Source organism: Pseudomonas sp. BIOMIG1BAC, assembly GCF_001705995.2.
Taxonomy (GTDB): Bacteria; Pseudomonadota; Gammaproteobacteria; order Pseudomonadales; family Pseudomonadaceae; genus Aquipseudomonas; species Aquipseudomonas sessilinigenes.
In genome coordinates this window covers 4,293,071-4,317,455 of record NZ_CP049045.1, presented here as the reverse complement: position 1 = coordinate 4,317,455, position 24,385 = coordinate 4,293,071, and the positions used below count along the sequence as shown (strand labels likewise).

Sequence of the window (24,385 nt, the reverse complement as noted above, 5' to 3'; positions counted from 1 at the left end):
CACTGCGCGCCATCTGCCGATGACAGGAGGAAGCTATGTCACCGTTAAACGTGAAAGCCTGACGATTTGCCCCACCCCCTCGCTTGAACATCTCGAGACACGCTGGTCCCAGCGCTGGCTCGAAGAAGGCACCTACGCCTTCGACCGCAATGCCCCACGGGACGCGGTCTATTCCATCGACACACCGCCACCCACGGCCTCCGGCTCGCTGCACGTCGGCCATGTGTTCAGCTACACCCACACCGATATCATCGCCCGCTTCCAGCGCATGTGCGGCAAGACTGTGTTCTATCCCATGGGTTGGGATGACAACGGCCTGCCCACCGAACGGCGCGTGGAGAACTACTACGGCGTGCGCTGCGATCCGGATGCCACGTACCAACCGCAGTTCCAGCCGCCGACTACGGTAGCCCGGCGCCGCAGCGAGTATGTCGCGATCAGCCGGCGCAATTTCGTCGAGCTGTGCCATCGCCTGACCGCCATCGATGAGCAGGCCTTTCGCAACCTGTTCGTGCAGCTGGGGTTGTCGGTGGACTGGGGGCTGACCTACGCCACCATCGATGAGCGGGCGCAGCGGGTCAGCCAGCGCGCGCTCTTGCGCAACTACCAGCGTGGCGAGCTCTACAGCCAGCAGGCGCCATGCCTGTGGGACGTAACCTTCCAGACCGCCGTGGCCCAGGCCGAGCTTGAGGATCGCGAGCAGCCGGGAGCCTGGCACGACCTGGTGTTCCGGGGCGACGGGGGCCAGGCGCTGCGCATCGCCACCACGCGTCCGGAGTTGCTGGCGGCCTGCGTGGCGCTGGTGGCGCACCCCGACGACCCACGCTACCAGGGGCAGTTCGGGCAGCAGTTGCGTTCGCCGCTGTTCGAGGTGCCGGTGCCGTTGCTCGCCCACCCGCTGGCCGATCCGCAGAAGGGCACGGGGCTGGCGATGGTCTGCACCTTCGGCGACCTGACGGACGTGCTCTGGTGGCGTGAATTGCAGCTGCCGACCCGTTGCATCATCGACCGCGACGGTCGCTTGCTGGCGCAGGCGCCTGAGTGGCTGGCCGATCCCGCCGGACGCCAGGCCTATGTTGCACTGGCCGGTTGCAGCCTGGCCCAGGCGCGCCAGCGGTTGTTGCCGCTGCTGTACGGGTGCGGCGGCCTGCTCGGTGAGCCACGGCCGATCCGCCATGCCGTGAAGTTCTTCGAGAAAGGTGACCAACCGCTGGAGATCGTCGCCACCCGCCAGTGGTACTTGCGCAATGGCGGACGCGATGCCGAGCTGCGCCAGCAACTGCTGGGGCGGGGCCGCGCCCTGGCCTGGCACCCGCCATTCATGCGCAGCCGCTACGAGCATTGGGTTGGCGGCCTCAATGGCGACTGGCTGATCAGCCGGCAACGGATCTTCGGCGTGCCGCTGCCGTTCTGGTACCCCCTGGATGCCCGGGGCGAACCGGACCATGACCGGCCGATCGCGGCCAGCGAAGACTTGCTGCCGGTGGACCCGACCCTGGACACCCCGCCGGGTTACGAGCCGAACCAGCGCGGCCAGCCCCATGGTTTCATCGGCGAGCGGGACATCATGGATACCTGGGCCACCAGCTCCCTGAGCCCGCAGATTGCCGCGGGCTGGGAGGAGGGCGATGGCCTGTTCGAGCAGGTCTTTCCCATGGACCTGCGGCCCCAGGGCCACGACATCATCCGCACCTGGCTGTTCTCGACCCTGGTTCGCAGTCACTTCGAGCAGGCCGCCGTGCCCTGGCGCCATGTGGCGCTGTCGGGCTGGATCCTCGATCCGGACCGCAAGAAGATGTCCAAGTCCCGGGGCAATGTGGTCACCCCCCTGGCGCTGCTGGAGCAGTACGGCAGCGACGCGGTGCGCTACTGGGCGGCCCTGGGGCGGCCGGGCAGCGATACCGCCTTCGAAGAGCAGCAGATGAAGATCGGCCGGCGCCTGGCGCTCAAGCTGTTCAACGTCTCGAAGCTGGTGTTCGGCTTGCCCGGCGACCCCGCCGGGCCGTTGTCCCAGGCGCTGGACCAGGCCATGCTGCAACGCCTGGGAAGTGTCGCCGGCCAGGCCCGGCAGGCATTGGAAAGCTACGACTACAGCGCTGCCCTGGTACGCATCGAGGGATTCTTCTGGTGGTTCTGCGATGACTACGTCGAGCTGGTCAAGCGCCGCGCCTATCGGCCCGAAGGGCACTCGGCGCGCAACGCCCTGGCCCGAGCCTTGAGCAGCCTGCAGCGGCTGTTTGCGCCGTTCCTGCCTTTCGTTTGCGAAGAGGTCTGGCGTTGCTGGCAGCCGGGTTCGGTGCACCGTGCGCCCTGGCCCGAGGCCTGTGCGGCAGAGGCTGATGTGGAGTCGTTGCTGGAAGCGGTCAGTGCGACGCTGGCGGCGATTCGCAAGGCCAAGTCCGATGCCCGGCAATCGATGAAGGCGCCGGTCGCGCGGGTCGAGCTGGTGGACCAGGCGCCGTCCCTGGAACGTTTGCAGGAGGCCCGCCAGGACCTGCTGGAAGCGGGCCAGGTGGCGCACTTGCTGTTCATCGAAGGCCCCGAGCGGCAGGTGCGGGTCTGGTTGCAGGCTTGACCATGCAGCGCATCCCGCCCGCCGACGCGAATCTGCGTCGGCGGGCGGTTTATTTTCCCCGGTCGATGCTGCCACTATGTTCGCCCGTATCAGTGCCTGCCAAGGGAAGCTTCAGTGAATATCCAAGACAACCCGCAAGACTACAGGGACCTCAAGCGCGCCGTGGGCCTCTTGGAGTCGCCATCGTTGACGGCACGCCTGTCGGGCTTGCTGGGCTCGCCCATCGAGGGTGCGGTCAAGGCCTTGCCGGCGGTGGTGTCGCAGAAGATCAACGGCGCGGTGGTGGCCGCACTGCACAGTTCCGCCGATGCGGCCTTGTGGAGCCTGGACAACCAGCCGAAGAAACAGGCCTCGCCGCGCTTGCACAAGTTGTATGCGGCCGCGTCCGGGGCCTTGGGGGGCGCCTTCGGTTTTGCTTCGCTGTTCGTCGAGCTGCCGGTGTCCACCACCATCATGATGCGCTCGGTGGCCGATGTGGCGCGCAGCGAGGGGTTCGACCTGACGGACTTCGCCACCAAGCAGGCGTGCATCGAAGTGTTCGCCATGGGCGGCAACAGCGAGGCCGACGATGCCAGCGAAACGGGTTACTACCTGACCCGCAGCTTCACCACCCAGGCCATGCAGCAACTCTCCAAGGAACTGGCCGCCATCGCCGCCAAGCAGGGCTCCAGTGCCATCAGCCGGATGTCGCCGGGGCAGGCGGGCAAGTGGCTGGCGGTGCTGATCGAAAAGGTCGCGGCGCGCTATGGCGTGACCATCTCCAGCAAGTTCGCGGCCCAGGCCGTGCCGGTGATCGGAGCCGTCACCGGCGCCACCATCAATACCCTGTTCACCGACTTCTACCAGGACATGGCCCGTGGGCATTTCATCGTCAAGCGCCTGGAGCAGCAGTACGGTTTCGAGTCGATCAAGGCGGCCTATGCCGAGCTCAAGGGCAAGCGGTTGGTGGGCTGATGCCCAGGTGCTGCTGGTGGTGGAACCCTGGCATGGAAGATTCGACCGACGGACATGTGCAAGCGACAGCCCGCTGTGGTGGCGCTTATTGAGGCCTGGCGCGGCCCTGAGAGGGGCTGGGGCGCCGCTATCCAGTGGGAAGAGATCCGTGGGGCTGTCGCTAGCGCTACTCAAGACCCTACGGTTACTGCCCGGCTGCCAGCCGCTGTATCGAGCGGACTCCGGCCTGCATCTTCTCCACGGCCGAGGCATTGGCTGAGTGCACCTGGATCCGTGGTGGGCGAAAACCCTGCAAGGCCACGGCTTCCTCGATCCACAGGATCACGTCGTAGCCAGTGCCGCGTTCGTCGTCGCCCAGATCGTGGTCGAGGCTGATTTCACTGACGCCACCGGCCTTGAGCAAGGTAATGACTTCGTCCGGCCAGTAGGCCCGCACCCAGCCTTCGGGCGTCTGGCGTTCATCGTCGAGGTAGATTTTCATCGGGCAGGGTGTCTCGGCTGGTTTCAGGTAGGGGGCGTTACGTTGACGTGCAGTACCAGGTTCAAGCAGTCATCGCCGAAAGCAGGTACATGACCCTGGCACCGGTCGATGAAGAACATCGCTCCCGGGGGTGTTTCCTGGGGCATCGAAAAGTGTGTCCAAACGCGGTTCTTGGTGGCCTGGGTAAAATGGATGTACAGGCTGTCCCCTTCGATGCGAACGCTGTCCTGGTGTCCACCGCAGTGCAGGATCAGGCTGACGAGTTGCGCAGGTTCGGGCTCCAGGGCAAAAGCCTGACGGCAGTCTTTGCGAATGGCGCGGGCTATGGCATTGAACTCGCCAGGACTGGCGTAGAGATGCAGCTCCTGGTCGATCAGTCTGGTGAACACGGCAAGCATCCTTGGAGGGGGCGGGTTTTATAGCGGTTCCAGGTCACGCAAGCCAAGGGTATTTGCAGCCTATGCAGGGTGGTACCGTGCGGTGGATCGGTGTAGAAGCATCCCGGGGCAACGCCCCAGTCTTTGATCGAAACCACTGCCAGGAAGGTCTGCCTTGTCCAACGCCAATCCCATCACCCACGTCGCTTTCGAAGCGGACCAGCTCTGTCTCGCCTGGGCCGATGGCTTGCTGCTGCGCCAATCCCTCGGGCGTTATGGCCGCTTGCAGGAAGCCTCGGCGCAGCAGCGCCAGGCCTGGCGGATCGCGCCCCAGGGCAGCTCGGTGCTGTGGCCCGGGTTGGGTGAGCAGGGGCTGGTGATCGAGGGTGCCGACTGGATCTGGGAGCATGTGTGCGAGCAGTCCATGGCGCGCCTGCAGGCGCTGGATTGGGACCTGGAGCGTCTGCCTGAACGGGACCAGGCCATCGTCGCCCTGTGGCGCCTGGAGGCAGATGGCTACAACGGTGGTTTCCTGCAGTTCTTCTGCAACTGGGGCGAGCGCAGCTACCAGTTGGCCCTGGACGCACTCCAGGCGTTGGGTGCGACCCGGGCCAGGGCGGTGGTAGAACGCCAGCGGCAGACGATCGGCGATCTGCAGGCCCATCCGCCGTTGGAGCGCCTGTGGGATATTCCCGAGCGGCTCAGCGATGAGCAGCATGAGCTGATCAGTGGCGAACTGGACGAGCAATTGTGGACGGCGCTGGAAGAAGTGCCGGCACTGGCGGCCAGCCATTTCTACCTGCCGGCCTGCGAATGAGTGCGGTGGTGGCCCAGGACGATGGGCTGCAATTGTCCATCGTCGCCAAGGAGGGCAGCGTCTGCCCGTTGCTTGACGTTGGCCTGCGGGGCAGCGGCTTCCAGGCCCATATTCATATCGTCCACGAACCCCTGGAGGGCTGTGTCGGGTTGGCCGAGTTTTTTCTGCAAGCGGCGCAAGCGTTGCCTGAGGAGCCGTTGCAATGGCGCTCGGCGTGCCTTGACCTGGCCTTGCAAGTGACGGCCGACGCCGACTGGCAGCCGTTGCTGATGCTCAAGGTCAGCCTGTGGTCGACCGCGGATGACGCCAGCGACTGGCACGTCAACGCCTCGCTGCTGCTCAGCCCGGAGCAACTGCGAAGGTTCGCCGGGGAGGTCCTGGTCGAGGTGTCGGTGCCCATGCTCTAATGCCGCGCCTTTTCCCTCGGCAAACGGATTTTCCCATGGCTGAACCGCGTATCCGCGCCCTGGCGCTTTGTGTCTTCCATCACCAGGGCAAGATCCTGGTCCATCAGTTCGACGACCCCCATCAGCAGCAGACGGTGTTCCGCCCGGTGGGTGGCGGCATCGAGTTCGGCGAGCGCAGCGACCAGGCCATCCGCCGCGAGGTGGAGGAAGAACTCGGCCTGTCCATCAGCCAGTTGCGCCTGCTGGGTACCCTGGAGAACCTGTTCACCTACCTGGGCCAGCCCGGGCACGAAATCGTCCAGGTGTATGACGCACGCTTCAACGATGCCAGTGTCTACTCCCGCGACCAGTTGCACGGCGAGGAAACCGACGGCATGGGCTTTACCGTCAGCTGGCACGACAGTTCGAGCTTCAGCCCGCAAGCGCCCCTGGTGCCCCAGGGGCTGGAGCAGTTGCTCAAGCAGGCCGGCTTGCTCGACTGAGTGCAGCGAGGCCGCGACAGGCCCTGCCGGATGTCATTGTCCGACAGGGCCAAGGGCCTAGAAGTCCCAGCGGGTGCTGAGCATGAAGTTACGCGGTTCACCGTAGGCGGCCGAGTTATAGAAACCGACGTTGGTGTAGTAGGACTTGTCGAAGATATTGTTGACGTTCAGGGTCGCCGAGAGGCTGTCGGTGATCTGGTAGCGGGTCATCAGGTCCACCAGCCAGTAGGATGACTGGGTGATGTCCTGGTTGCGGTCCAGCGGCTTGTTGTAGATCGAGTACCAGCCTTTGCTCTGCCAGCGCAGGCCGCCGCCGACGGTCAACTTGTCCAGGTCGCCCTTGAGCTTGTAGGTGGTGTACAGGTTGACCTGGTCCTCGGGTTCGAAGGTGGAGAGCTTGTCGCCTTTGTCATCGCGCACCACCTTGTGGGTGTAGCCGGCCTGGACCTGCCAGCCCGGGCTCAACTCACCGGAAATCTCCGCCTCGTAGCCCTTGGTAACCGCCTTGGACCCCTTGTAGGCATAGTTGCTCGGGGTGGGGGTCAGGTTGTTGTAGGCGTCGTCGGAGATCGGCCGGTTGTTCTCGCGTATCTCGAAGTAGGCCAGGCTGCTGTTCAACCGGCCTTCGAAGAATTCTCCCTTCAGGCCCAGCTCGTAGTTCTGGCCTTCATCCGGCTCCAAAAGCTTCTGGTCCCGGTCCTTGTTGAAGCTTTCCTGGGGCATGAAGATATCGGTGTAGCTGGCGTATGCCGAGAAGTTCTCGTTGAGGTCATAGATGATCCCGGCATAGGGGACGAAGCGTCCGCTTTCCCGGTACGACGGGGTCAGGCCGGTCTGGTGATAGTTGACCACGCGCCCGCCGAGGATGACGTTCAGGTCGTCCAGCAGGTTCAGGCGGGTGGTCAGGTAGGCGCCAGTCTGGCGCGTGGTGTCGTCGGTAATCTGCGCCGGAGCCTGCCAGATGGGGCGGGACAGGTGGCCCTTCCAGTTGTAGAAATCCACCTTGTTGCCCTGGGGCCAGACCGGCGCCCAATAACCTTTGCCTTGCCAGCGTGACGTGCTGATCGAACCGCCCAGCACCAGCTCATGGTCGCGCCCGAACAGACTGAACGGCCCGCTGGCATAGAGATCGGCGGAGGTGCTCTTGGTTTCGCCGGTGTACTTCTGGCCGTTGATCTCCGCGCTGCCATCGGCCTGGGGCTGGTCGAACTGGATCGAGCCCAGCTCGGCATGGTAGCTGTTGATCTTGTGGTCCAGCTGCAGCTTGGTGACCCAGCCATCGCCCAGGTCGTGCTCGAGCATGGCGAAGGCGGTGCGGGTGTACTGCTCCCAAGCGCTCCAGGTCGTACCGTTGTTGTAGGAGCGCGACATCTTGTTGATGCTGCCGTTGGAATTGACCAGCGGGAAGGTGCCGGACCAACTGGAGCCCTTGGGAATGTTGTCCTGCATGTCGGCGCCCACGGTCAGCATCGTATCCGGGGACAGGTCGAATTCGAGGATGCCGTAGTAGGTTCCGGTCTTGCGCGAGTAGTGGTCCAAAAACGACTGCTTGTCCTGGTAGGCGGCCACGGCACGACCACGGACATTACCGCTGTCGGTCAACGGGCCGCTGACATCCACCTCGCTGCGATAGTTGTCCCAGGAGCCTGCGCCCAGGGTGGCGTGCCCCTTGAACTCGGCGGTGGGTTTCTTGCGTACCAGGTTGATGGTGGCGCCGAGGGAGCCGGCGCCGGTCAGCAGGCCGGTGGCGCCCTTGAGCACTTCGACCCGGTCGTAGATCGCCATGTCGCTCAGGGTGTTGCCCGCCGAGTAGGCGACATTGCGTGAGGTGGAGGGAATGCCGTCGTACTGGAAGTTGTTGATCGAGAAACCGCGGGCGTAGTAGTTGGTCCGGTCGGTGTCGTAGGCCGATACGGTGATGCCCGGGGTGTGGCGCATCACGTCGTCGACGTTGTTGAGGTTGAAGTCTTCCATGTGCTGGCGGGTGATGACGCTCACCGATTGCGGGGTCTGGCGGGGGCTCAACACCAGCCGGGTGGCGGTGGCTAGGGTGCCTGGGGTATAGGAGCCGGAGCCCTCGGTCACGGTGCCCAGTTGGTTGCTGATGATCTGGGTCGCACCCAGTTCCACGCTCTTCTCCACCGCGGGCAGGCGGGTCAGCAGGACGGCATTGAGGCCATTGCGCTCGAAGCCCAGGCCGGTGCCCTCCAGCACCTTGGCCAGTGCCTGTTCGGCGCTCATCCTGCCGCTGACTCCAGGGGACTGGATGCCTTGGGCCATCGGCGAGGAATAGGCAATCTGCAACCCGCTCTGGGTGCTCAGTTGGTCCAGGGCCTCGGCCAGGGGTTGCCTGGCGATGGAGAAACTATGCAGGTTCGACTCTTGCTTGCTGAGGGCGCTGGCGGGTTCGACAGCTGCTGCGTGCCCGCAGGCCAGGCAGATGGCTAGCGCCAGGATGCTGCGGGCGGGGATGTGGGATGAGAAGTGCATGGAAGTTCCGTACGAAATAGGAATGATTTGCAAAAGCAAACACCCTGACGGGTTGTCCCGGACAAAGCCGTAAAACTTTTTTCTCGCCTGCCTTGGGTATGTCAGCGGATCACCAGGATGCCACCTGGCAGGCGGGTGAACTCGGTCCCCGTGACCTTGCTCAAGGCCTGGACGACCGCTTGCGGATTGTCGAGCCGGTAGTTGCCGCTGACCTGCTGCTGGGCGGCGGCATCGTTGAACAACAGGATCGGTGCCCGGTAGTAGCGCCGCAGCTCGTCCAGCACCTGGGCCAGCGGCATGTCCTGGAACGACAAGCGACCGTTGAGCCAGGCCATCTGCCGTTCACTGCCTTGCAGGTGCAAGGCCTGCAGGTGCCGGTCTTCCAGCCGTTGCCAGTTGCCGGCCTGCAACAGGCTCTGTTCGCCGTCGTCGCTGGCCAGGCGCACCCGGCCTTCACGCACCGCCACCGTGACGGCCTCGTCATGACGATTGACGCTGAAGCGCGTGCCGACCACGGTGACCGTGGCGTCGCCGGCGTCGATGATCATGGGCCGGGAAGGATCGTGAAAGGCTTCGACATACAGCTCGCCGCGCAGCAGGCGGATGCGCCTGTGGTCGCCGTCGAACGCGGTGCTGATAGCGCTATGGCTGCCCAGGACGACATGGGAGCCGTCGGCCAGGTCGAATGCCTGCAACTGGCCCATTCCGGCCAGGTGATCGGCTTGCAAACGCATTGGCAAGTCGCTGATCCAACCCGCGCCGAGCATCAGCAACAAGGCTGCGGCTGCCGCCAGCCAGCGGCCAGTGGCGGGTTTGCGGCGTACCGGGAGCGGCGCGGGAGGCAGCTCCAGATCCAGCGCCAGATGCTCCAGGGCCTGCTCGAAGGCGGTGGATTCCCACAGTGCTTGCAATGCCTCATAGGCCGCAGCGTGTCGTGGATCGGCGCTGCGCCATTGTTCGAAGCGCTGGCGCAGCAGTGGGTTGCCGGCCACCGCCTCGCGCTGGGCGAACCAGTCGCTGGCCTGTTCTCGCACCGCATCGCAGGGCAGGGCGTTGCTTGGGTGTTCAGTCATCGGGGTCGTGCCGGTCGGTGGCCTTGAGGCAGGCGTTGAGTGCATGGCGCAGGTCCTTTTCCACCGTGCTCAGGGAGACCTGCAGGCGCTGGGCGATCTCGCCTTGGGAAAGGCCGTGCAGTTTATGCAAAACCAGGATTTGTTGCTGGCGCTTAGGCAGGGTGGCCAGTACCTGCTGCAGCAATTGCAGCTGCTGCTGGCCCTGTACGTGGCTATCGGGACCCGGCGCGGCGGTTGGAACCTGGTTGATCTGGTGATCGTCGCCCAGCTGGTATTCGAAACGGCGCTTGCTGCGTTGGCTACGCAGATGATCGAAGGCCAGGTACTGGGCCGTCTGGTAGAGAAACGGTTGCAGATGCTCGATGGAGCGAGTGTTCAAGGCCTTGGCCACCCGCAAGTAGGCTTCCTGGGCCAGGTCTTCGGCCAGGCTGGAACAGCCGACCACGCGCGACAGCATGCGGATCAATGCACCGCGCTGGGCGACGAACAGCGTGCTGAGTCGTTGTTGGTTGTCTCCGGTCACCATCGCCCATGGTCCTCGCTACGCCGATGCGGTACCAGCGTGAATGGGCGGCTATTTTAATGAGAATCCGTATCATTACCAGTGGCTAATCCAGTCATGCTCAAGGTTTTTACCGTACTGGCATCCAGTGGTTGGCGCTGGGCTGGCCGCGGAATGTTTTACTCGCTCGATGGTCGATTCAGCATGGCTCCCGCCGACTTGCCAGCAGCGCGATGGGGCGGGGTGGTTAAGGTTCACCAGGACGAATCGATCATGCATCTGATTGCCAGGATCATCTGTTTTTGCTTGCTGCCCTTGACTGTTTCAGCCTGGGCGGCCGAGTCGCCGGCGGTCCAGGCCGCTGCCGAGGACAAGGCCCAGGCCCTGGAGCAGAAGGCCGCGGACAAGCAAAGCCCGAAGACCGCGCCCGAGGCCGCTCCCCTGAGCAAGAGCGAAGCCCAGGCCGTCGATCCGGCGGGCCAGGCACCTCTGGACGATGCCCTGACTTGCCTGTCGCGGACCCTCTATTGGGAAGCCAAGGGCGGCGAGACCGAGGACATGGAGGCGGTGGCCGATGTGGTGCTCAATCGCCTGGGCCACGAGGGGTTTCCCGGGACGGTGTGCGAGGTGGTCAAGCAGGGTTCGCAGAAGAGCCCTTGCCAATTCTCCTGGTGGTGCGATGGCCGTCCGGACCAGGTGGAAGAAGAGCAGCGCTACAGCGTTGCCAAGGAGATTGCCCGCAAGGCCTTGAACCAGCAGCTCAAGGACCGCACCGGCGGTGCGCTGTACTTTCACGATCGCAGTGCTTCGCCGGATTGGGCCCGGACTTACATCAAGACCGTCGAGATCGGCAGCTTCCTGTTCTACCGGCCCAAGGATGTGGCGGCCCGCTAGCGCATGGCGCTAGGGCGTTGGCAGGTGCTGGCGCTGCCAGCGCTTGGCCAGTGCCCCCAGGCGCTGGCCGACGGACTGCTCGAAGGCTTTCCCATGCACCCGCTCCAGCAGCCTTGTGCAGAGCCCGTGGTCGAGGGGAAACCCTTGTTCCAGCCACTGGGCCGCACACCGTGGCCAGTAGGGCGAGCCGGAGTCCAGGGCGGTGAGCAGCAGTTCGCGCAGCGATAGCGGCTCGGGCAGCGGTGCATCGATCCTCAGTTCGGCCACTGCGCCGGGCAGGTCGGCCATGACCCTGGCCCAGGGACGTTCCAGCAGCGGCAGCAGCCAGACATAGCTGAACTCCCGGGTCATGGCTGCTGGGGGAATTGATCGGTGATGGTGTGCCAGTCGGCTTTCGTGGCCACGCAGTGGTGCTTTTGCCGTGGCGCGGTAAAGACGGTGTCCAGGGTGGCGATGGCGATCGACAGCCAATCGGCGAACTGGCCCCCGGCGTTGTGCCAGAACAGTGAAGAGCCGCATTGCCCACAGAACTGGCGCAGTACCCCGGGCGAGGACTCGTAGGCCTTGAGCGCAGCGCCTGGGTCGTCGATGGCGAGATGGGCGCGCAGGGTGCTGGCGTAGGTGGCGAAGGCGGCCCCATGGCCCTTGCGACACTTGCGGCAATGGCAGTGGGTGACGGCCTTGAGTTCGCCGTGGACCTGGTAGGTCACGGCGCCACACAGGCAACTGCCTTGATGGGGGTTCTGCATGTTCATCTCTTGCTTGAAGGGGAAGGGCCTTGGGGCGGTATTGTCATCGCAGGCAAGGTCTTGCTGGAGCTCGTTGCCTGGCAGTCCCCGCGTCGTGGGGAGCGACATAGTGATCCAGGCGCTCCATCGCCTCAATCCCCTCGCTCCATTCTGGTATCGGTGTGCCGTGGGGGCGTTGCTCCAGCTTCAAGGCAGGTCCAGGCATTCTAACCGGGCTCACTGACGGATAACCTGTAGGCATCGGTCGCAGGCTCAGGGTGAAGGGAGGGACAAACATGCAGGGACTGGAACATCGCATTCCGCCACCGGCGATCGCGCTGCTGTGCGCGCTGCTCATGGGGCTTGTGGCCTGGGGGACGCCGGGGTTGGAGCTGGGCCGCGGATTACGCCTGGCCTTGGCCTTGCCGTTGGTGTGTGTCGGCGTAGGGGTGGCGCTTGCTGGCGTGGTGTCGTTTCGCCGGGCCAGGACCACGGTCAATCCGCTCAAGCCGGGGAACGCCTCGGCGCTGGTCACTTCGGGCATCTATCGCTATACCCGCAACCCGATGTACGCAGGTTTCGCCCTGTGCCTGCTGGCCTGGGGCCTGTACCTGGCCAACCCCCTGGCGCTGTTGGGCGTGCCAGGGTTCGTGCTGTACATGAACCGCTGGCAGATCGGCCCCGAGGAGCGTGCCCTGGGGCAGTTGTTCGGCAGCGATTTCACGGCCTACCAGCAGCAGGTGCGCCGCTGGCTGTGAACGGACGTGCGGGGTGGGCTCAGGCGGCCTGGACCTGCAGGTGCAACTGGCCATCGGTTTCCCGGGCCAGCCCGCTGGCCAGGAACAACGGCACCAGGCGCTGGTGCAGTTGTGGTTCGACGAACTCCTTGACCGTGGCCAGTTCCAGTTCGCCAGGCACCAGCAGCTCGGCCTTGGTGTAGGACAGCCAGGCCTTCTTCAAGGCTTGCAGCACATCGCTACCGGCGGTGGAGGCAAAGCGGCGGCTGGCCACCTGGCCGGAAAACTCGAAGCTGTGGCGGTGTTCGTAGCCACTCTCGTCGCCTTGGCTGGCCACGCAGCGGCCGCAGGCACAGGGACCGTCGGCGAAGGCGGCGCGCAGGTAGGCATTGAACTCGACGATGGGCTTGAGGGCCAGGCGCTTGTCGACTTCGAACAGGTCCCCGGTCATTGTTGCTTCACTGCTCAAGGTCATTTTCCTCATTGGCTGGCGGTGTATTTCTCAAGGGGCGCACCATAACAGCACGATCGGCGCACGGGTACCTTTGTCACCGGTAGGCACCGTCGAACCCGGCCTGGCCACCTGCTAGGCTGCAAGCCTTGTGATCATCGTGCGCCCAGGCGCACCCCGAGCCTGAGAGGAAGCCTATGTCGATCCATGCTGTGACCGTCACCTGTTTCGCCCAGATGCTGCATACTCTGGAGACCCTGCTGGCCAAGGGCGAGGAGCATGCCCGGAAGCTGGGTTTCGACCCGCAGAACCTGCTGGATGCACGCCTGGCCCCGGATATGTACGATCTGGCGGCGCAGGTGCGTTTTACCTGTACCCAGGCCCGGGAAGCGGTGGAGCGCCTGAGCGGCCAATCGGTCAGCACACTGCCGACGCCGGCCAATATGGCCGAGGCCAAGGCACTGATCCGCCAGACCGTGGCGTTTCTCGCCGATGCCGATGGCCGATTGATCGATGACAGCGGTGCGCGGGCCGTGGCTATCGAACTGCCCAACGCCATCGCCTTCGACATGACTGGCGAGGAGTACGCGCGTAACTGGGCCACGCCACAGTTCTATTTCCACCTGGTCACCGCCTACAACATCCTGCGCCACAACGGTGTGCCGCTGGGCAAGGCCGAGTACGCGCAACACATGTTCGCCTACCTGCGCCAGGCCCCGGTCGCCGGCTGAGCCGTGACCTTGGCCAGTGCCTACAGTGCCGGGCGCTGCAGCTGCACCCATTCCTGCACCGCCGGGCGCTGCCATTGGCGCTGGGCGTAGTCCACCAGGTTCGCCGGTATCGGGTCGCCGTTAAGCACCAGGCGGTTGAGCATCAGCGCCAGGTCGACATCGGCGATGGACCAGGTGTCGAACAGGTACTGGCGCCCGTCCTCCAGCAGCGCTTGCGCCGCATCGATCAGCTTGGCCGCGGCCACCTGGGCCTGAGCCGACAACGGCTCGCCGCGCTGGCCGTAGAACACCACCAGGGTCGAGCGCTCCTGGCGGATCGGCAGCAGGTCGCTGCGCAGCCAGGCCTGTACCTGGCGGGCCTTGGCTCGTTGGCGTGGCGTCTTGGGATAGACCGGGACCTGGGGGAACAGCTCTTCCAGGTATTCGGTGATGGCCGAGGATTCGGACAGCGCGAACCCTTCATGGATCAGCGTCGGTACCCGTTGGGTCTGGGACAGCCGGGCATAGTCCTGGCTGCGGTTCTGTTCGGCGTCGAGGTCCAGCGGGAGCATTTCGAAATCGATGCCTTTCTCCCGTAGCGCCACGAATACGGACATGGCATAGGGGCTGGTGAACTGGGCATCGACGTACAGGCGCGGGCGGGAAGCGGTCACGGCATGATCTCCAATGGGGGTGCGGACACGCTAAGAGATCCCGGGCGAGAAATACAATGCACGATTTTCATGGGCCTATTCTTCGCTGGAATACTGCGCCGAGCGCCAGCTCGCCGATACGCGACCTGGCGGTACGCCCCCATTGCCTGATGACCCTTGCGCAGCCGGCCGCGTGCAGGGGATGGGCGCTCCACGTGTCGGTGCGCAGCGCTTGCCTGGCTAGATGTCCCGGCCCAGAAAGCTCTCGCGATCCACGGGTTTGTCCTTCGCTCGGGCCAGGCGCTTGAATACGCGGCCGTCGATGGCCACCAGGCCCAGGGTGATCAGGGTCATGCCCAGCAGGTGCTTGGCGTGCAGGTGTTCGCCCAGGACCAGGGCGCCCAGCACGATGGCGCTGACCGGGATCAGGAACGTCACCAGCATCAGGTTGGTGGCGCCGGCGCTGGCCAGAATGCGGAAGAACAGCACGTAGGCCAGGGCCGTGGACAACAGGGCAATGCCCAGCAAGGCGGCCCACACCGGCAGGCTCGGCAGGGCCAGGGTCCAGGGGCGGTCCACCAGCAATGCCAGGGGCATCAGCAACAGGCTGGAGGCGCAGACCTGGCCGGTGGCGCTGGGCAGCGGAGCAATGCCCATGGCCTTGAAGCGCCGACCGAAGATTCCGGCCAGGGCATAGGACAACGCTGCCCCCAGCACGGCCAACTGGGCGCCCGACTGCTCACCGAGGCCGGCCAGGGCATCGGTGCCGATCATGATCGCCACGCCGATGAACCCCACCGTGACACCGGCCAGCTTGTTGCCGGTGAGTTTTTCATCGGCGGTCAGCAGGTGGGCCACCAGAACCGCGAACAGGGGGGTGGTGGCATTGAGGATCGCCGCCAGGCTGCTGGCGATGTGGGTCTGGCCCCAGACGATCAGGCTGAAGGGCACCAGGTTGTTCAGCAATCCCATGCCGAGGAACGCTTGCCACGCCTGGCGGTCGGTGGGCAGTTTCAGGCCCGTGATCCGCAGCACTGCCAGCAGGGCAAGGGCCGCCAGGCACAGGCGCAGCAGGACGATGGTCAAGGGCGGCAGCTCCTTGACGGCGATACCGATGAAAAAGAACGAACCGCCCCACAGGACGGACAGCACCAGCAACTGGCCCCATTGCGAGGCGCCCATGACATTCTGCTTGGTCATGCCTGTAGCTCCCGTTTGCCGATCGATGATTGAGTCTTGCTCGGATTTTTCGTCGAGTGCTTGCACTTGATATCGTGCTGAGGCCAATTATTCTGGGAGCTTCCAGTCGCTGACAAACCAGTATTTTTCGCTGAATGATTAAGGAGGGCTAAATCATGAGCATGGAGTTGCCGTCCCTCGTCGCGTTACGTGCATTCGAAGCCACGGCGCGCCACCTGAGTGTGACCCTGGCGGCTGGCGAGCTGCACGTCACTCCCGGTGCGGTGAGCCTGCAGATCAAGGAACTGGAAGCGGCCCTGGGCGTGACGCTGTTCGTGCGTCGGCCCCGGCGGTTGCTCCTGACCGCTTCCGGCGAAGAGTACTTCGCCACCTTGCGAACGGCGTTTCGCATGATCCGCGAAGCCACTGTCGAGCTGGTGGGGCGCACGCGCCTGGAGGTGCTGGTGCTCAGTTGCACGCCGAGTTTCGCCGTGCAATGGCTGGTGCCGCGCCTGGGGCAATTCGAGGCAAAAAACCCTGGGGTGGATGTACGCATCAGCGCCTGCAACCGGGTGCTCGACCTGGCTCGCGATGGCATCGATCTTGCGGTTCGCCATGGCTTTGGCCGCTACGACGGCCTGGTCAGCGAGCGCCTGCTCGACGATCAACTGGTGCCGGTGTGCAGCCCGCAGTTGCTGGGCCCGGAGGCCCTCCTGACACTGGCCGAGCTGGCGCGCCTGTGCCTGCTGCATGACGAGCATCGCCATGATTGGCGCCTGTGGCTCGAGGCGGCAGGCGGCGCGTCGCTCGATGAGCATCAGGGGCGGGTGTTCGTCGATAGCAACGGGGCCATCGAGGCGGCGAAAGCTGGCCTCGGCGTGGCCCTGGTCCGCCGCTCGCTGGTGGCGCGGGAGCTGGCCGAAGGGACGCTGCTGGCGCCCATGGCACAGGGCATCGCCAGCGATCTGGCCTACTACCTGGTGTATCCGGCCACTGCCCTCGAACGCCCGGCGGTGGCGGCATTGCGCGAGTGGATGCTGATGGAGGCGGGGGGCGTTGTTACCGGTGCTGCTTCGCCGTCCTGAGCGATTCGATTGGCAATGAACGTCGTTCAACTGTTGTACAAGGAGTCAGCTGTGCCGCTATTCGAAACCCCACGCCTTATCGGGCGCCCGCTGTCTCGCGAGGACTTGCCGGCACTGACGGCAATCCTCAGCGACCCTTGGGTGATGAAGCATTCCCTGCGTGGCGTGTGCGATGAACAGGCCACCAGCCGGTTCATCGACGAGTGCCTGGTTTGCTACGCCGAACAGGGCATGGGGCCCTGGGCCCTGGTGGAGAAGGGCACCGGCGAATTGGTGGGGTTCTGCGGAGTCAGTCCCGAACAGGTGGGCGGGGTCCAGGAAGCCAACCTGGGCTATCGCCTGGCCCGGCGTTTCTGGAACCGCGGCCTGGCCACCGAAGCGGTGCGTGGCGTCCTGGCATGAGTCTTCGCCCCACCGGGCCTGGACTGCGTGGTGGTCATTATCGAACCGGACCATGGTGCGTCCTTGCGAGTCGCCGAAAAGGCCGGTTTCAGTGAGTACCAGCAGATACAGTTCCATCAGCGTCCGGTGCGGTTGTATCGCATGGGTGGCCAGCATTGGCAGGCACTTTGCCTTGACGGTTGAGGCGGCATGCTGGCCCCGCGGTTCCCGAAGATTCGCCAAAATCACTTTAATTTCAGGTGGTTAGGTGACCGCAAAATGCGCCATGTGTTGATTACGCTGACTTCGCTTGCCTTGATCGGCGGGGCGTGCAGCGCCCAGGCCCGGGAGCTGGCGGCCAATGACCGGTATGTCTGCAGCTGGGGCGCAGGCACAGCTGCCAGGGCCCAGGAGCTGAAGTTGTCCGGGGTATCGCTGTATGCGGCGCGGCAGAAGATCCAGGTCTACAAGTTCAGCAAGGGCTGGATGCGCATGATGGCCCTGGGCATCACCGAGCAGACCTACGACAGCCCGTCGCGGATCAAGCCCGAGGCGTTGCGTAAAAGCTTTTACGATGACTGCGTGCGCTACAAGCTGGCCCGGCGCTGAGCCCGAGAGTGAAATGCGGTGAAAGGATGATCATGAATAAAACTTGTGGTCATCAGGATTAAAATGAGTTTGTCTCACTCGTGCGGTGCTATCGACAATGGCTGCCATTCACACAATGGAGTTGTCTGTCATGGCTTTGGCTCATTCCCTCGGATTTCCGCGCATTGGCCGCGACCGCGAACTGAAAAAGGCCCAGGAAGCGTTCTGGAAGGGCGAACTCGATGAGGCTGGCTTGCGCGCCGTTGGCCGCGAGCTGCGCCAGGCGCACTGGGCACTGCAGAAAAACGCCGGCATCGAGCTGCTGCCAGTGGGCGACTTCGCCTGGTACGACCAGGTCCTGACCCATTCCCTGATGTTCGGCGTGGTCCCCGAGCGGTTCCGCCCGCAGAACGGCCCGGCTACCCTGCAGACCCTGTTCGGCATGGCCCGTGGTGTCAGCGACAACTGCTGCGGCGGTGCCCATGCCCAGGAGATGACCAAGTGGTTCGACACCAACTACCACTACCTGGTCCCGGAGTTCAGCGCCGACCAGCAGTTCCAGCTGGGCTGGGAGCAATTGTTCGAGGAGGTCGAGGAAGCCCGGGCCCTGGGTCACCAGGTCAAGCCGGTGGTGCTTGGCCCGCTGACCTACCTATGGCTGGGCAAGGCCAAGGGCAGCGAGTTCGACAAGCTGGAGCTGTTGGAGCGCTTGCTGCCGTTGTACGGGCAGATCTTCCAGCGCCTGGCGGCGCAAGGCGTGGAGTGGGTACAGATCGATGAGCCGATCCTGGTGCTGGACCTGCCGCAAGAATGGAAGAACGCCTTCGAGCGGGCCTACAACCTGATCCAGCGCGATCCGTTGAAAAAGCTGCTAGCCACCTATTTCGGCGGGCTTGAGGAGAACCTCGGCCTGGCCGCCAACCTGCCGGTGGACGGCCTGCACATCGACCTGGTGCGCGGCCCTGACCAATACCCGAGCATTCTTGACCGCCTGCCAGCCTACAAGGTGCTGTCGCTGGGGGTGGTCAACGGCCGCAACGTCTGGCGCTGTGACCTGGAAAAGGCCTTGGCGACCCTGCGCCATGCCCAGGAGCGGGTCGGCGAACGGCTGTGGGTGGCGCCTTCCTGCTCCCTATTGCACAGCCCGGTGGACCTGGCCCGGGAAGACCAGCTCGATCCTGAGCTCAAGGGCTGGCTGGCCTTCGCCGTGCAGAAGTGCGAGGAAGTGGCGCTGCTGGCCCAGGCCGTCAACCAGCCGCAGGCACCGACCGTCCTCAAGGCCTTGGAGCACAGCCGTGGCGTGCAGGCCAGCCGGGCCACCTCGCCGAGGATCCACAAGCCGGTGGTGCAGGCGCGGGTGGCGGCGATCACCGCTAGGGACAGCCAGCGCCAGTCGCTGTTCGCCCAACGGATCGCCAAGCAGCGCGCCGGCCTGGCCCTGCCGCTGTTTCCCACCACGACCATTGGTTCGTTCCCGCAGACAGCCTCCATCCGCCTGGCGCGCCAGTCGTTCAAGCAGGGCAAGTTGAGCGTCGCCGAATACACCGAGGCCATGCAGAGCGAGATCCGCCATGCGGTGCAGATCCAGGAACGCCTGGGCCTGGACGTCCTGGTGCATGGCGAGGCCGAGCGCAACGACATGGTGGAGTATTTTGCCGAGCAGTTGGACGGCTACGTGTTCACCCGGTTCGGTTGGGTCCAGAGCTACGGTTCGCGCTGCGTCAAGCCAGCGGTGATCTTCGGCGACCTGAGCCGCCCCCGGGCCATGACCGTGGAGTGGATCCGCTATGCCCAGGGCCTGACCGACAAGGTGATGAAGGGCATGCTCACCGGCCCCGTGACCATGCTGATGTGGTCGTTCCCCCGGGAGGACGTATCCCGCGAGGTCCAGGCGCGACAGTTGGCCCTGGCGATCCGCGACGAGGTGGTGGACCTGGAAGCCGCCGGCATCCGCATCGTGCAGATCGACGAAGCGGCGTTCCGCGAAGGCCTGCCGCTGCGTCGGGCGCAATGGCAGCACTACCTGGACTGGGCCACCGAGGTGTTCCGCTTGTGCGCCTGCGGGGTGCGTGACGAAACCCAGATCCACACCCACATGTGCTACAGCGAGTTCAACGATGTGATCGAGTCCATCGCGGCCATGGACGCCGATGTGATCACCATCGAGACCTCGCGCTCGGACATGGAGCTGCTGGAGGCCTTCGAGGCCTTCGCCTACCCCAACGAGATTGGCCCCGGGGTCTACGACATCCATTCGCCGCGGGTGCCGGATGCCTCGGAAATGGCCAACCTGCTGCGCAAGGCCGCCAAGCGCATTCCTGCCGAGCGCTTGTGGGTCAACCCCGATTGCGGCCTGAAGACCCGTGGCTGGCCGGAGACCGAGGCCGCCCTGGTGCACATGGTCACCGCCGCTCGCCAGTTGCGCAAAGAACTGGCCTGAGCGCTGCTGCGCGACCTGCTACCGGAGCTCCATGGGGGCTCTGGTTTTTCGGCTGCTCTTGAGAGTCGGGCGACTCAAGCGTGGGAGGGCCTTTGGCGGCATCTGATCCGTATTTTTCTTGTTCATCTGCATCTGTTATCAGCACAGCCGAGCTTCGAAAATGGCACACCCGCCCGGCTTCTGGCTGTAGAGCGGGCCCGCTGCACCCTAATGTTCAGGAGGTCCGATGACCAAGATGGCGTTGTTCTTGTTTGGGTTTCTGGTCTTGACCATCACTCTCGGTGCGCTTGCCACTATCTCCCCGACCTGAATCAAGGTCGCCCAGGCGGCGGTAGCTCGCTCTTAAGGCGTGCTGCCGTTCCAGCCTCGAGTTTCTCCATTTTTTTGCTGAATGCCGCTCATCTTCCGTGGTCATGGACGTTGCAGCCGAGCAACGAGTTGCGCCACCCTGGCGGCCCTTCGTTGCAATGGACTGCCGACATGAATCCTAGCTTTTCCTTCCCCAGCCACCGGCCATCGATGGGCGAGGGCGGTCGATGATCTCGGCCGCGGCGTCACTCGGGCATTACTTCTTCTACCTGCTTCCGGGCCTGGGGCTCTATGCCCTGTGGTTCGGCCTGACTCCCAGGCACCTGGTGGGGCTGCGTATCGCGATCCTGCTGCTGGGGTTCATCCTGCTGCGGGATGTGATGACACCGTTGCAGTTCTGGTCGTTGGGCTCAGGTGCGCAGATCGGCTTTATCGCCAACCCCCTGGTGTTGGCGGGCCTGGGGTTGTTGTCGCTGGGTACGCTGGCCTGCCTGGCGCGAATCGCTCCCGAGCTCTGGGCCCTGGTGGTCTGGGAACGTCGTGGGTGGTTGGTGGGGCTGGCCCTGGGGTTGTTCGCCGGGGTGGCCCTGGGGCTGCCCTTGCGCCTGCATGCCGGTATCGGCCTGGAGCAGGCAAGTGGCTCCTGGCTGCTGGGCATGGCATTGCTGGCCCTGGGTGGCAATGCCCTGGAGGAAGTGCTGTTTCGAGGCCTGCTCCAGGGGCATCTGGAGCAGGCCTGCGAGCCGTGGCGGGCGGCATTGCTCAGTGCCCTGGCGTTCGCTGCCTGCCATGGTTTCCTGGCTTTGAGCGTCACCGGCGTGGGCTGGCCGGTGCTGCTGTTCACGCTGTTGGAAGGGCTGGTGTGCGCAGGCTTGCGCCTGCGCCACGGAGTACTGGCAGCGACCGCGGCCCATGCCACGGTGATCTGGTTGATCGCCGTGCCGATGTGAGCGGTGGCTGGTGGCCTATTTGGAGAACTTGCGCGCGCCGACGACGCAGAGGATGACCGCGATCGTGACCCCGAGCATGCCCAGGCTGACCTGTTCATGCAGCAGGCCGGCGGCCAGGCCCAGGCCGAAGAACGGCTGTAGCAACTGCAATTGGCCGACGGCGGCAATGCCGCCCTGGGCCAGCCCGCGATACCAGAACACAAAGCCGATCAGCATGCTGAACAGCGAGACATAGGCCAGGCTGGTCCAGGCCGGCAGGCTGATGCCGCTGAATGTAGCGGGCAGGGTGAACAGGCTCAGGGCGATCATCAGCGGCAAGGACAGCACCAGGGCCCAGGAGATCACCTGCCAGCCGCCCAGGGTCCGCGACAGCTTGGCGCCCTCGGCATAACCCAGGCCGCAGACCAGTACCGACAGCAGCATCAACAAGTCACCCTGGGGCGAGGCCGTCAGGCCCTGGGCGAAGGCGTACCCCATTACCAGCAAGCTGCCCAGGATCGAGAACAGCCAGAACACCGGGCGTGGCCGCTCACCGCCGCGGATCACCCCGAATACCGCAGTGGCCAATGGCAGCAGGCCGAGGAACACGATGGAGTGGGCCGAGGTCACGTATTGCAGGGCCAGGGCAGTGAGCAGCGGAAAGCCCAGGACTACGCCCAGGGCGACGACCGCCAGGGGCAGCAGTTGCTGCTTGCTCGGGCGTCGCTCCTTGAACAGCAGCAGGATCGCCAGGGCCAGCACCCCGGCGATGGTGGCGCGGGCGACGGTGAGGAACAACGGATCGAATTCCGCCACCGCGACCCGGGTCGCGGGCAGCGAGCCGCTGAAGATCAGCACGCCGAGAAAGCCGTTGAGCCAGCCACTGGAGGTTTTTTCCAGCACGGGGGATTGCAGGTTCGATGTCCGTTCCATTGAAGGGGTCTCGTTTGGGAGGGCAAATTCAGGCCGGCATTGAGGTGGGCCTTGCGTCTGGCTCATCCTAGGATCGAGAATCAGCACAATCAAAAAATTGTCATGGATACAGCGCCTATGGCCCGTGCTCGCTACAAGCAACTGGTGGACAGCTTTGCCAGTGATATCCGTAACGGTGTGCTGGCTCCCGGCACCCGCTTGCCCACCCATCGCGAACTGGCAACCAGGGAAGGGCTGGCCCTGGTGACCGCCTCGCGGGTGTATGCCGAGCTCGAGGCCATGGGGCTGGTCAGTGGCGAGGCCGGTCGCGGCACGTTTGTCCGCGAGACCGCCTTGCCGCCAGGGCAGGGGGTGGACCAGCAGGCCACCGCAGCCGGCACCCTGGACCTCAACTTCAACTACCCGGCCTTGCCCGGGCAGGCCGAACTGTTACGCGGTGCATTGCGCCAGCTGGCCTCCAGTGGCGACCTGGAGACCCTGCTGCGCTATCAGCCCCATGCGGGTCGACTGCATGAGCGGGCCCAGGTGGCGCGGTACTTGGCCTGTCGTGGCTTGCCGGTGGAGGCCGAGCGGGTGCTGATGGTCAGTGGCGCCCAGCATGGCTTGTCGATTGCCGCCATGGCATTGCTCAAGCCCGGCGATGTGGTGGCTACCGATGCCTTGACCTACCCGGGCTTCAAGGTGGTGGCGGACGCCCATGGCCTGGAATTGCTGGCCATTCCACTGACGCCGCGGGGACCTGACCTTGCGGCCTTCGAGCGCCTGTGCCGGCAGCGGCGGGTGAGGGCGGTGTATGCCATGCCGACCTTGCACAATCCCATGGGCTGGATCCTGGACCTGCCCTGGCGCCAGCGCCTGGTGGCGATCGCCCGGGAGCAGCGGCTGCTGATCATCGAAGATGGCGCCTACGCGTTTCTCGCCGAGAACCCGCCTGCCCCCCTGGCCGCCCTGGCCCCGGACATCACGCTTTATGTGTCCGGTTTTTCCAAGAACGTTGCAGCGGGCCTGCGGGTGGGTTACCTGGTGGCCCCGCCGGCCTGGACGCAGCGGCTCGAGCGGGCGATCCGCGCCACGACCTGGAGCAATCCCGGGGTGATGAGTGCAATGACCTGCACCTGGCTGGAGGACGGTACCGTGGCCCGCCTGGAACGGGAGAAACGCGAGGATGCGCGCCAGCGCCAGGCGTTGGCGCGGGAGCTGCTGGCGGGCCTGGAGCAGATCGCTCATCCCAACTCCTACTTCCTTTGGTTGCCGTTGCCCGAGGAAGTACGAGCCGATCAGGTCGCCATGGCGTTGCTACGCGAGAATATCTCGGTGTCCACGGCCGAACCCTTTGTCAGTGCCGCACCGGTGCCCCATGCGATCCGCCTGGCCCTGGGTTCGGTGAGCCTGGCGGAATTGCGTGAGGCACTGGTCAAGGTCCGGCAGGTCATCGCGCGCTATGCCTATTGAGCACGGACCCGTTGCCGGAGGCGCTGCTACAGCTTGAACTGGGTCACCAGGGTGTTGAGGTCCACCGCCAGGCGCGACAGTTCCTGGCTGGCGGCATTGCTCTGGTTGGCCCCGGCCGAGGTCTGGGTCGACAGGTCGCGGATATTGATCAGGTTGCGATCCACCTCGCGTGCTACCTGGGCCTGTTCCTCGCTGGCGCTGGCGATCACCAGGTTGCGCTCGTTGATCGAGGTGATGGCGTAGGTGATCTGGTCCAGGGCCAGGCCGGAGGCGCGGGCTGCTTCCAGGGTCAGGTGCGCCCGTTCATTGCTGGTGCGCATGGCGCTGACCGCCCCCTCGGTGCCTTCTTCGATGGTATTGATCATGCTTTCGATTTCCTGGGTCGACTGCTGGGTGCGATGGGCCAGGGCCCGCACTTCGTCGGCGACCACGGCGAAACCACGTCCGGCGTCCCCGGCCCGCGCCGCTTCGATGGCGGCGTTGAGGGCCAGCAGGTTGGTCTGCTCGGCGATCGAGCGGATCACCTCCAGCACTTGGCCGATGTTGCGCACATCCACTGCCAGGTGTTCGACCCGCTCGCAGGTCTGGGTCACGTCCTGGGCCAACTGGCCGATGGAGTCGACGGTGTGCTGCACCTGCTCGCGGCCATGGTGGGCGGTGTGGTCGGTTTCCTTGGACGCCTCGGAGGTGCTCACCGCGTTGCGCGCCACTTCTTCCACGGCGGCGGTCATTTCGTTGACCGCGGTGGCCGCCTGTTC

Annotated in this window: 25 protein-coding genes and 1 pseudogene; 14 read left to right on the top strand and 12 right to left on the bottom strand. The window is 64.8% G+C overall.

The window, feature by feature from the left end:
• Positions 1-19: 19 nt before the first annotated feature.
• Both valS and ATY02_RS20050 read left to right on the top strand, forming a co-directional pair.
• Positions 20-2,575: a valine--tRNA ligase gene (gene valS / locus ATY02_RS20055; RefSeq protein WP_164823698.1), complete on the top strand. Its 2,556-nt coding sequence runs from the start codon at positions 20-22 to the stop codon at positions 2,573-2,575.
• Positions 2,576-2,689: 114 nt separating this feature from the next.
• A complete protein-coding gene (locus tag ATY02_RS20050; RefSeq protein WP_083235980.1) occupies positions 2,690-3,529 on the top strand; it encodes an EcsC family protein in 840 nt (279 codons plus the stop codon).
• 184 nt (positions 3,530-3,713) lie between these two features.
• Here the strand turns inward: ATY02_RS20050 and ATY02_RS20045 are convergent, their stop codons facing one another.
• A complete protein-coding gene (locus ATY02_RS20045) occupies positions 3,714-4,010 on the bottom strand; it encodes a cyclic-phosphate processing receiver domain-containing protein (protein WP_068586985.1) in 297 nt (98 codons plus the stop codon).
• Between the two features lie 23 nt (positions 4,011-4,033).
• Positions 4,034-4,399, bottom strand: a complete 366-nt coding sequence (locus ATY02_RS20040; protein ID WP_141698247.1) for a hypothetical protein — start codon at positions 4,397-4,399, stop codon at positions 4,034-4,036.
• Positions 4,400-4,562: 163 nt separating this feature from the next.
• Between ATY02_RS20040 and ATY02_RS20035 the strand changes: the two genes are divergently transcribed.
• Genes ATY02_RS20035 through ATY02_RS20025 form a run of 3 tightly spaced genes read left to right on the top strand, consistent with a single transcriptional unit; the run spans position 4,563 to position 6,093 of the window.
• On the top strand, positions 4,563-5,204 hold the full coding sequence (locus ATY02_RS20035) for a DMP19 family protein (protein WP_068586981.1): 642 nt from the start codon (positions 4,563-4,565) through the stop codon (positions 5,202-5,204).
• An 8-nt stretch (positions 5,205-5,212) separates the two neighbouring features.
• Positions 5,213-5,611, top strand: a complete 399-nt coding sequence (locus tag ATY02_RS20030) for a hypothetical protein (protein WP_141698246.1) — start codon at positions 5,213-5,215, stop codon at positions 5,609-5,611.
• Positions 5,612-5,646: 35 nt separating this feature from the next.
• Entirely contained in the window at positions 5,647-6,093 is a 447-nt protein-coding gene (locus tag ATY02_RS20025) for an NUDIX hydrolase (protein ID WP_141698245.1), read from the top strand.
• Between the two features lie 57 nt (positions 6,094-6,150).
• Here ATY02_RS20025 and ATY02_RS20020 read toward each other — a convergent pair whose 3' ends face one another.
• The 3 genes from ATY02_RS20020 to ATY02_RS20010 all read right to left on the bottom strand — a co-directional run bounded on the left by ATY02_RS20020 (position 6,151) and on the right by ATY02_RS20010 (position 10,182).
• Complete coding sequence (locus ATY02_RS20020) at positions 6,151-8,583, bottom strand: TonB-dependent siderophore receptor (RefSeq protein WP_176719793.1); 2,433 nt, start codon at positions 8,581-8,583, stop codon at positions 6,151-6,153.
• Between the two features lie 101 nt (positions 8,584-8,684).
• Positions 8,685-9,656, bottom strand: a complete 972-nt coding sequence (locus tag ATY02_RS20015; protein ID WP_068586973.1) for a FecR family protein — start codon at positions 9,654-9,656, stop codon at positions 8,685-8,687.
• Positions 9,649-10,182: an RNA polymerase sigma factor gene (locus ATY02_RS20010; RefSeq protein WP_068586971.1), complete on the bottom strand. Its 534-nt coding sequence runs from the start codon at positions 10,180-10,182 to the stop codon at positions 9,649-9,651. The genes ATY02_RS20015 and ATY02_RS20010 overlap by 8 nt, the downstream gene beginning before the upstream one ends.
• 249 nt (positions 10,183-10,431) lie before the next feature.
• Between ATY02_RS20010 and ATY02_RS20005 the strand changes: the two genes are divergently transcribed.
• A complete protein-coding gene (locus ATY02_RS20005; protein ID WP_068586992.1) occupies positions 10,432-11,052 on the top strand; it encodes a cell wall hydrolase in 621 nt (206 codons plus the stop codon).
• A gap of 9 nt (positions 11,053-11,061) precedes the next feature.
• Here ATY02_RS20005 and ATY02_RS20000 read toward each other — a convergent pair whose 3' ends face one another.
• Positions 11,062-11,403: a hypothetical protein gene (locus ATY02_RS20000; protein ID WP_068586970.1), complete on the bottom strand. Its 342-nt coding sequence runs from the start codon at positions 11,401-11,403 to the stop codon at positions 11,062-11,064.
• Entirely contained in the window at positions 11,400-11,801 is a 402-nt protein-coding gene (locus ATY02_RS19995; protein ID WP_068586967.1) for a GFA family protein, read from the bottom strand. The genes ATY02_RS20000 and ATY02_RS19995 overlap by 4 nt, the downstream gene beginning before the upstream one ends.
• A 275-nt stretch (positions 11,802-12,076) precedes the next feature.
• Between ATY02_RS19995 and ATY02_RS19990 the strand changes: the two genes are divergently transcribed.
• Positions 12,077-12,538, top strand: a complete 462-nt coding sequence (locus ATY02_RS19990) for a methyltransferase family protein (protein WP_068586966.1) — start codon at positions 12,077-12,079, stop codon at positions 12,536-12,538.
• Between the two features lie 19 nt (positions 12,539-12,557).
• Here the strand turns inward: ATY02_RS19990 and ATY02_RS19985 are convergent, their stop codons facing one another.
• Positions 12,558-12,992: a hypothetical protein gene (locus tag ATY02_RS19985; protein ID WP_068586964.1), complete on the bottom strand. Its 435-nt coding sequence runs from the start codon at positions 12,990-12,992 to the stop codon at positions 12,558-12,560.
• A 173-nt stretch (positions 12,993-13,165) separates the two neighbouring features.
• Here ATY02_RS19985 and ATY02_RS19980 point away from each other — a divergent pair, with 173 nt between their 5' ends.
• Positions 13,166-13,699: a DUF1993 domain-containing protein gene (locus tag ATY02_RS19980; protein WP_068586962.1), complete on the top strand. Its 534-nt coding sequence runs from the start codon at positions 13,166-13,168 to the stop codon at positions 13,697-13,699.
• 20 nt (positions 13,700-13,719) lie between these two features.
• On the opposite strand, the gene yfcF is transcribed toward ATY02_RS19980, so the two are convergent.
• Complete coding sequence (gene yfcF, locus ATY02_RS19975) at positions 13,720-14,352, bottom strand: glutathione transferase (RefSeq protein WP_068586960.1); 633 nt, start codon at positions 14,350-14,352, stop codon at positions 13,720-13,722.
• A 219-nt stretch (positions 14,353-14,571) separates the two neighbouring features.
• Complete coding sequence (locus tag ATY02_RS19970; RefSeq protein ID WP_068586958.1) at positions 14,572-15,531, bottom strand: DMT family transporter; 960 nt, start codon at positions 15,529-15,531, stop codon at positions 14,572-14,574.
• Between the two features lie 155 nt (positions 15,532-15,686).
• Between ATY02_RS19970 and gcvA the strand changes: the two genes are divergently transcribed.
• From gcvA to ATY02_RS19945, 5 genes are all read left to right on the top strand, one after another.
• The gene (gene gcvA / locus ATY02_RS19965) at positions 15,687-16,595 is read left to right on the top strand and encodes a transcriptional regulator GcvA (RefSeq protein ID WP_068586956.1); all 909 of its coding nucleotides are present in this window, start codon (positions 15,687-15,689) and stop codon (positions 16,593-16,595) included.
• Positions 16,596-16,610: 15 nt separating this feature from the next.
• On the top strand, positions 16,611-16,997 hold the full coding sequence (locus ATY02_RS19960) for a GNAT family N-acetyltransferase (protein WP_228022206.1): 387 nt from the start codon (positions 16,611-16,613) through the stop codon (positions 16,995-16,997).
• 258 nt (positions 16,998-17,255) lie between these two features.
• Positions 17,256-17,585, top strand: a complete 330-nt coding sequence (locus ATY02_RS19955) for a hypothetical protein (RefSeq protein WP_068586955.1) — start codon at positions 17,256-17,258, stop codon at positions 17,583-17,585.
• Between the two features lie 130 nt (positions 17,586-17,715).
• Positions 17,716-20,004: a 5-methyltetrahydropteroyltriglutamate--homocysteine S-methyltransferase gene (metE, locus tag ATY02_RS19950; protein WP_068595785.1), complete on the top strand. Its 2,289-nt coding sequence runs from the start codon at positions 17,716-17,718 to the stop codon at positions 20,002-20,004.
• A 536-nt stretch (positions 20,005-20,540) separates the two neighbouring features.
• Positions 20,541-21,263 carry a type II CAAX prenyl endopeptidase Rce1 family protein gene (locus ATY02_RS19945; RefSeq protein ID WP_068586950.1) on the top strand — a complete coding sequence of 241 codons (723 nt, stop codon included), beginning with the start codon at positions 20,541-20,543 and terminating at the stop codon, positions 21,261-21,263.
• A gap of 15 nt (positions 21,264-21,278) precedes the next feature.
• Here the strand turns inward: ATY02_RS19945 and ATY02_RS19940 are convergent, their stop codons facing one another.
• A complete protein-coding gene (locus tag ATY02_RS19940) occupies positions 21,279-22,175 on the bottom strand; it encodes a DMT family transporter (protein WP_068586948.1) in 897 nt (298 codons plus the stop codon).
• A 117-nt stretch (positions 22,176-22,292) separates the two neighbouring features.
• On the opposite strand from ATY02_RS19940, the gene ATY02_RS19935 reads away from it, so the two are divergent.
• Positions 22,293-23,627, top strand: a complete 1,335-nt coding sequence (locus tag ATY02_RS19935) for a PLP-dependent aminotransferase family protein (RefSeq protein ID WP_068586945.1) — start codon at positions 22,293-22,295, stop codon at positions 23,625-23,627.
• A 26-nt stretch (positions 23,628-23,653) separates the two neighbouring features.
• Here ATY02_RS19935 and ATY02_RS36665 read toward each other — a convergent pair.
• Positions 23,654-24,253: pseudogene (locus ATY02_RS36665) on the bottom strand (methyl-accepting chemotaxis protein); the annotation flags it as partial.
• Positions 24,254-24,385: the final 132 nt, after the last annotated feature.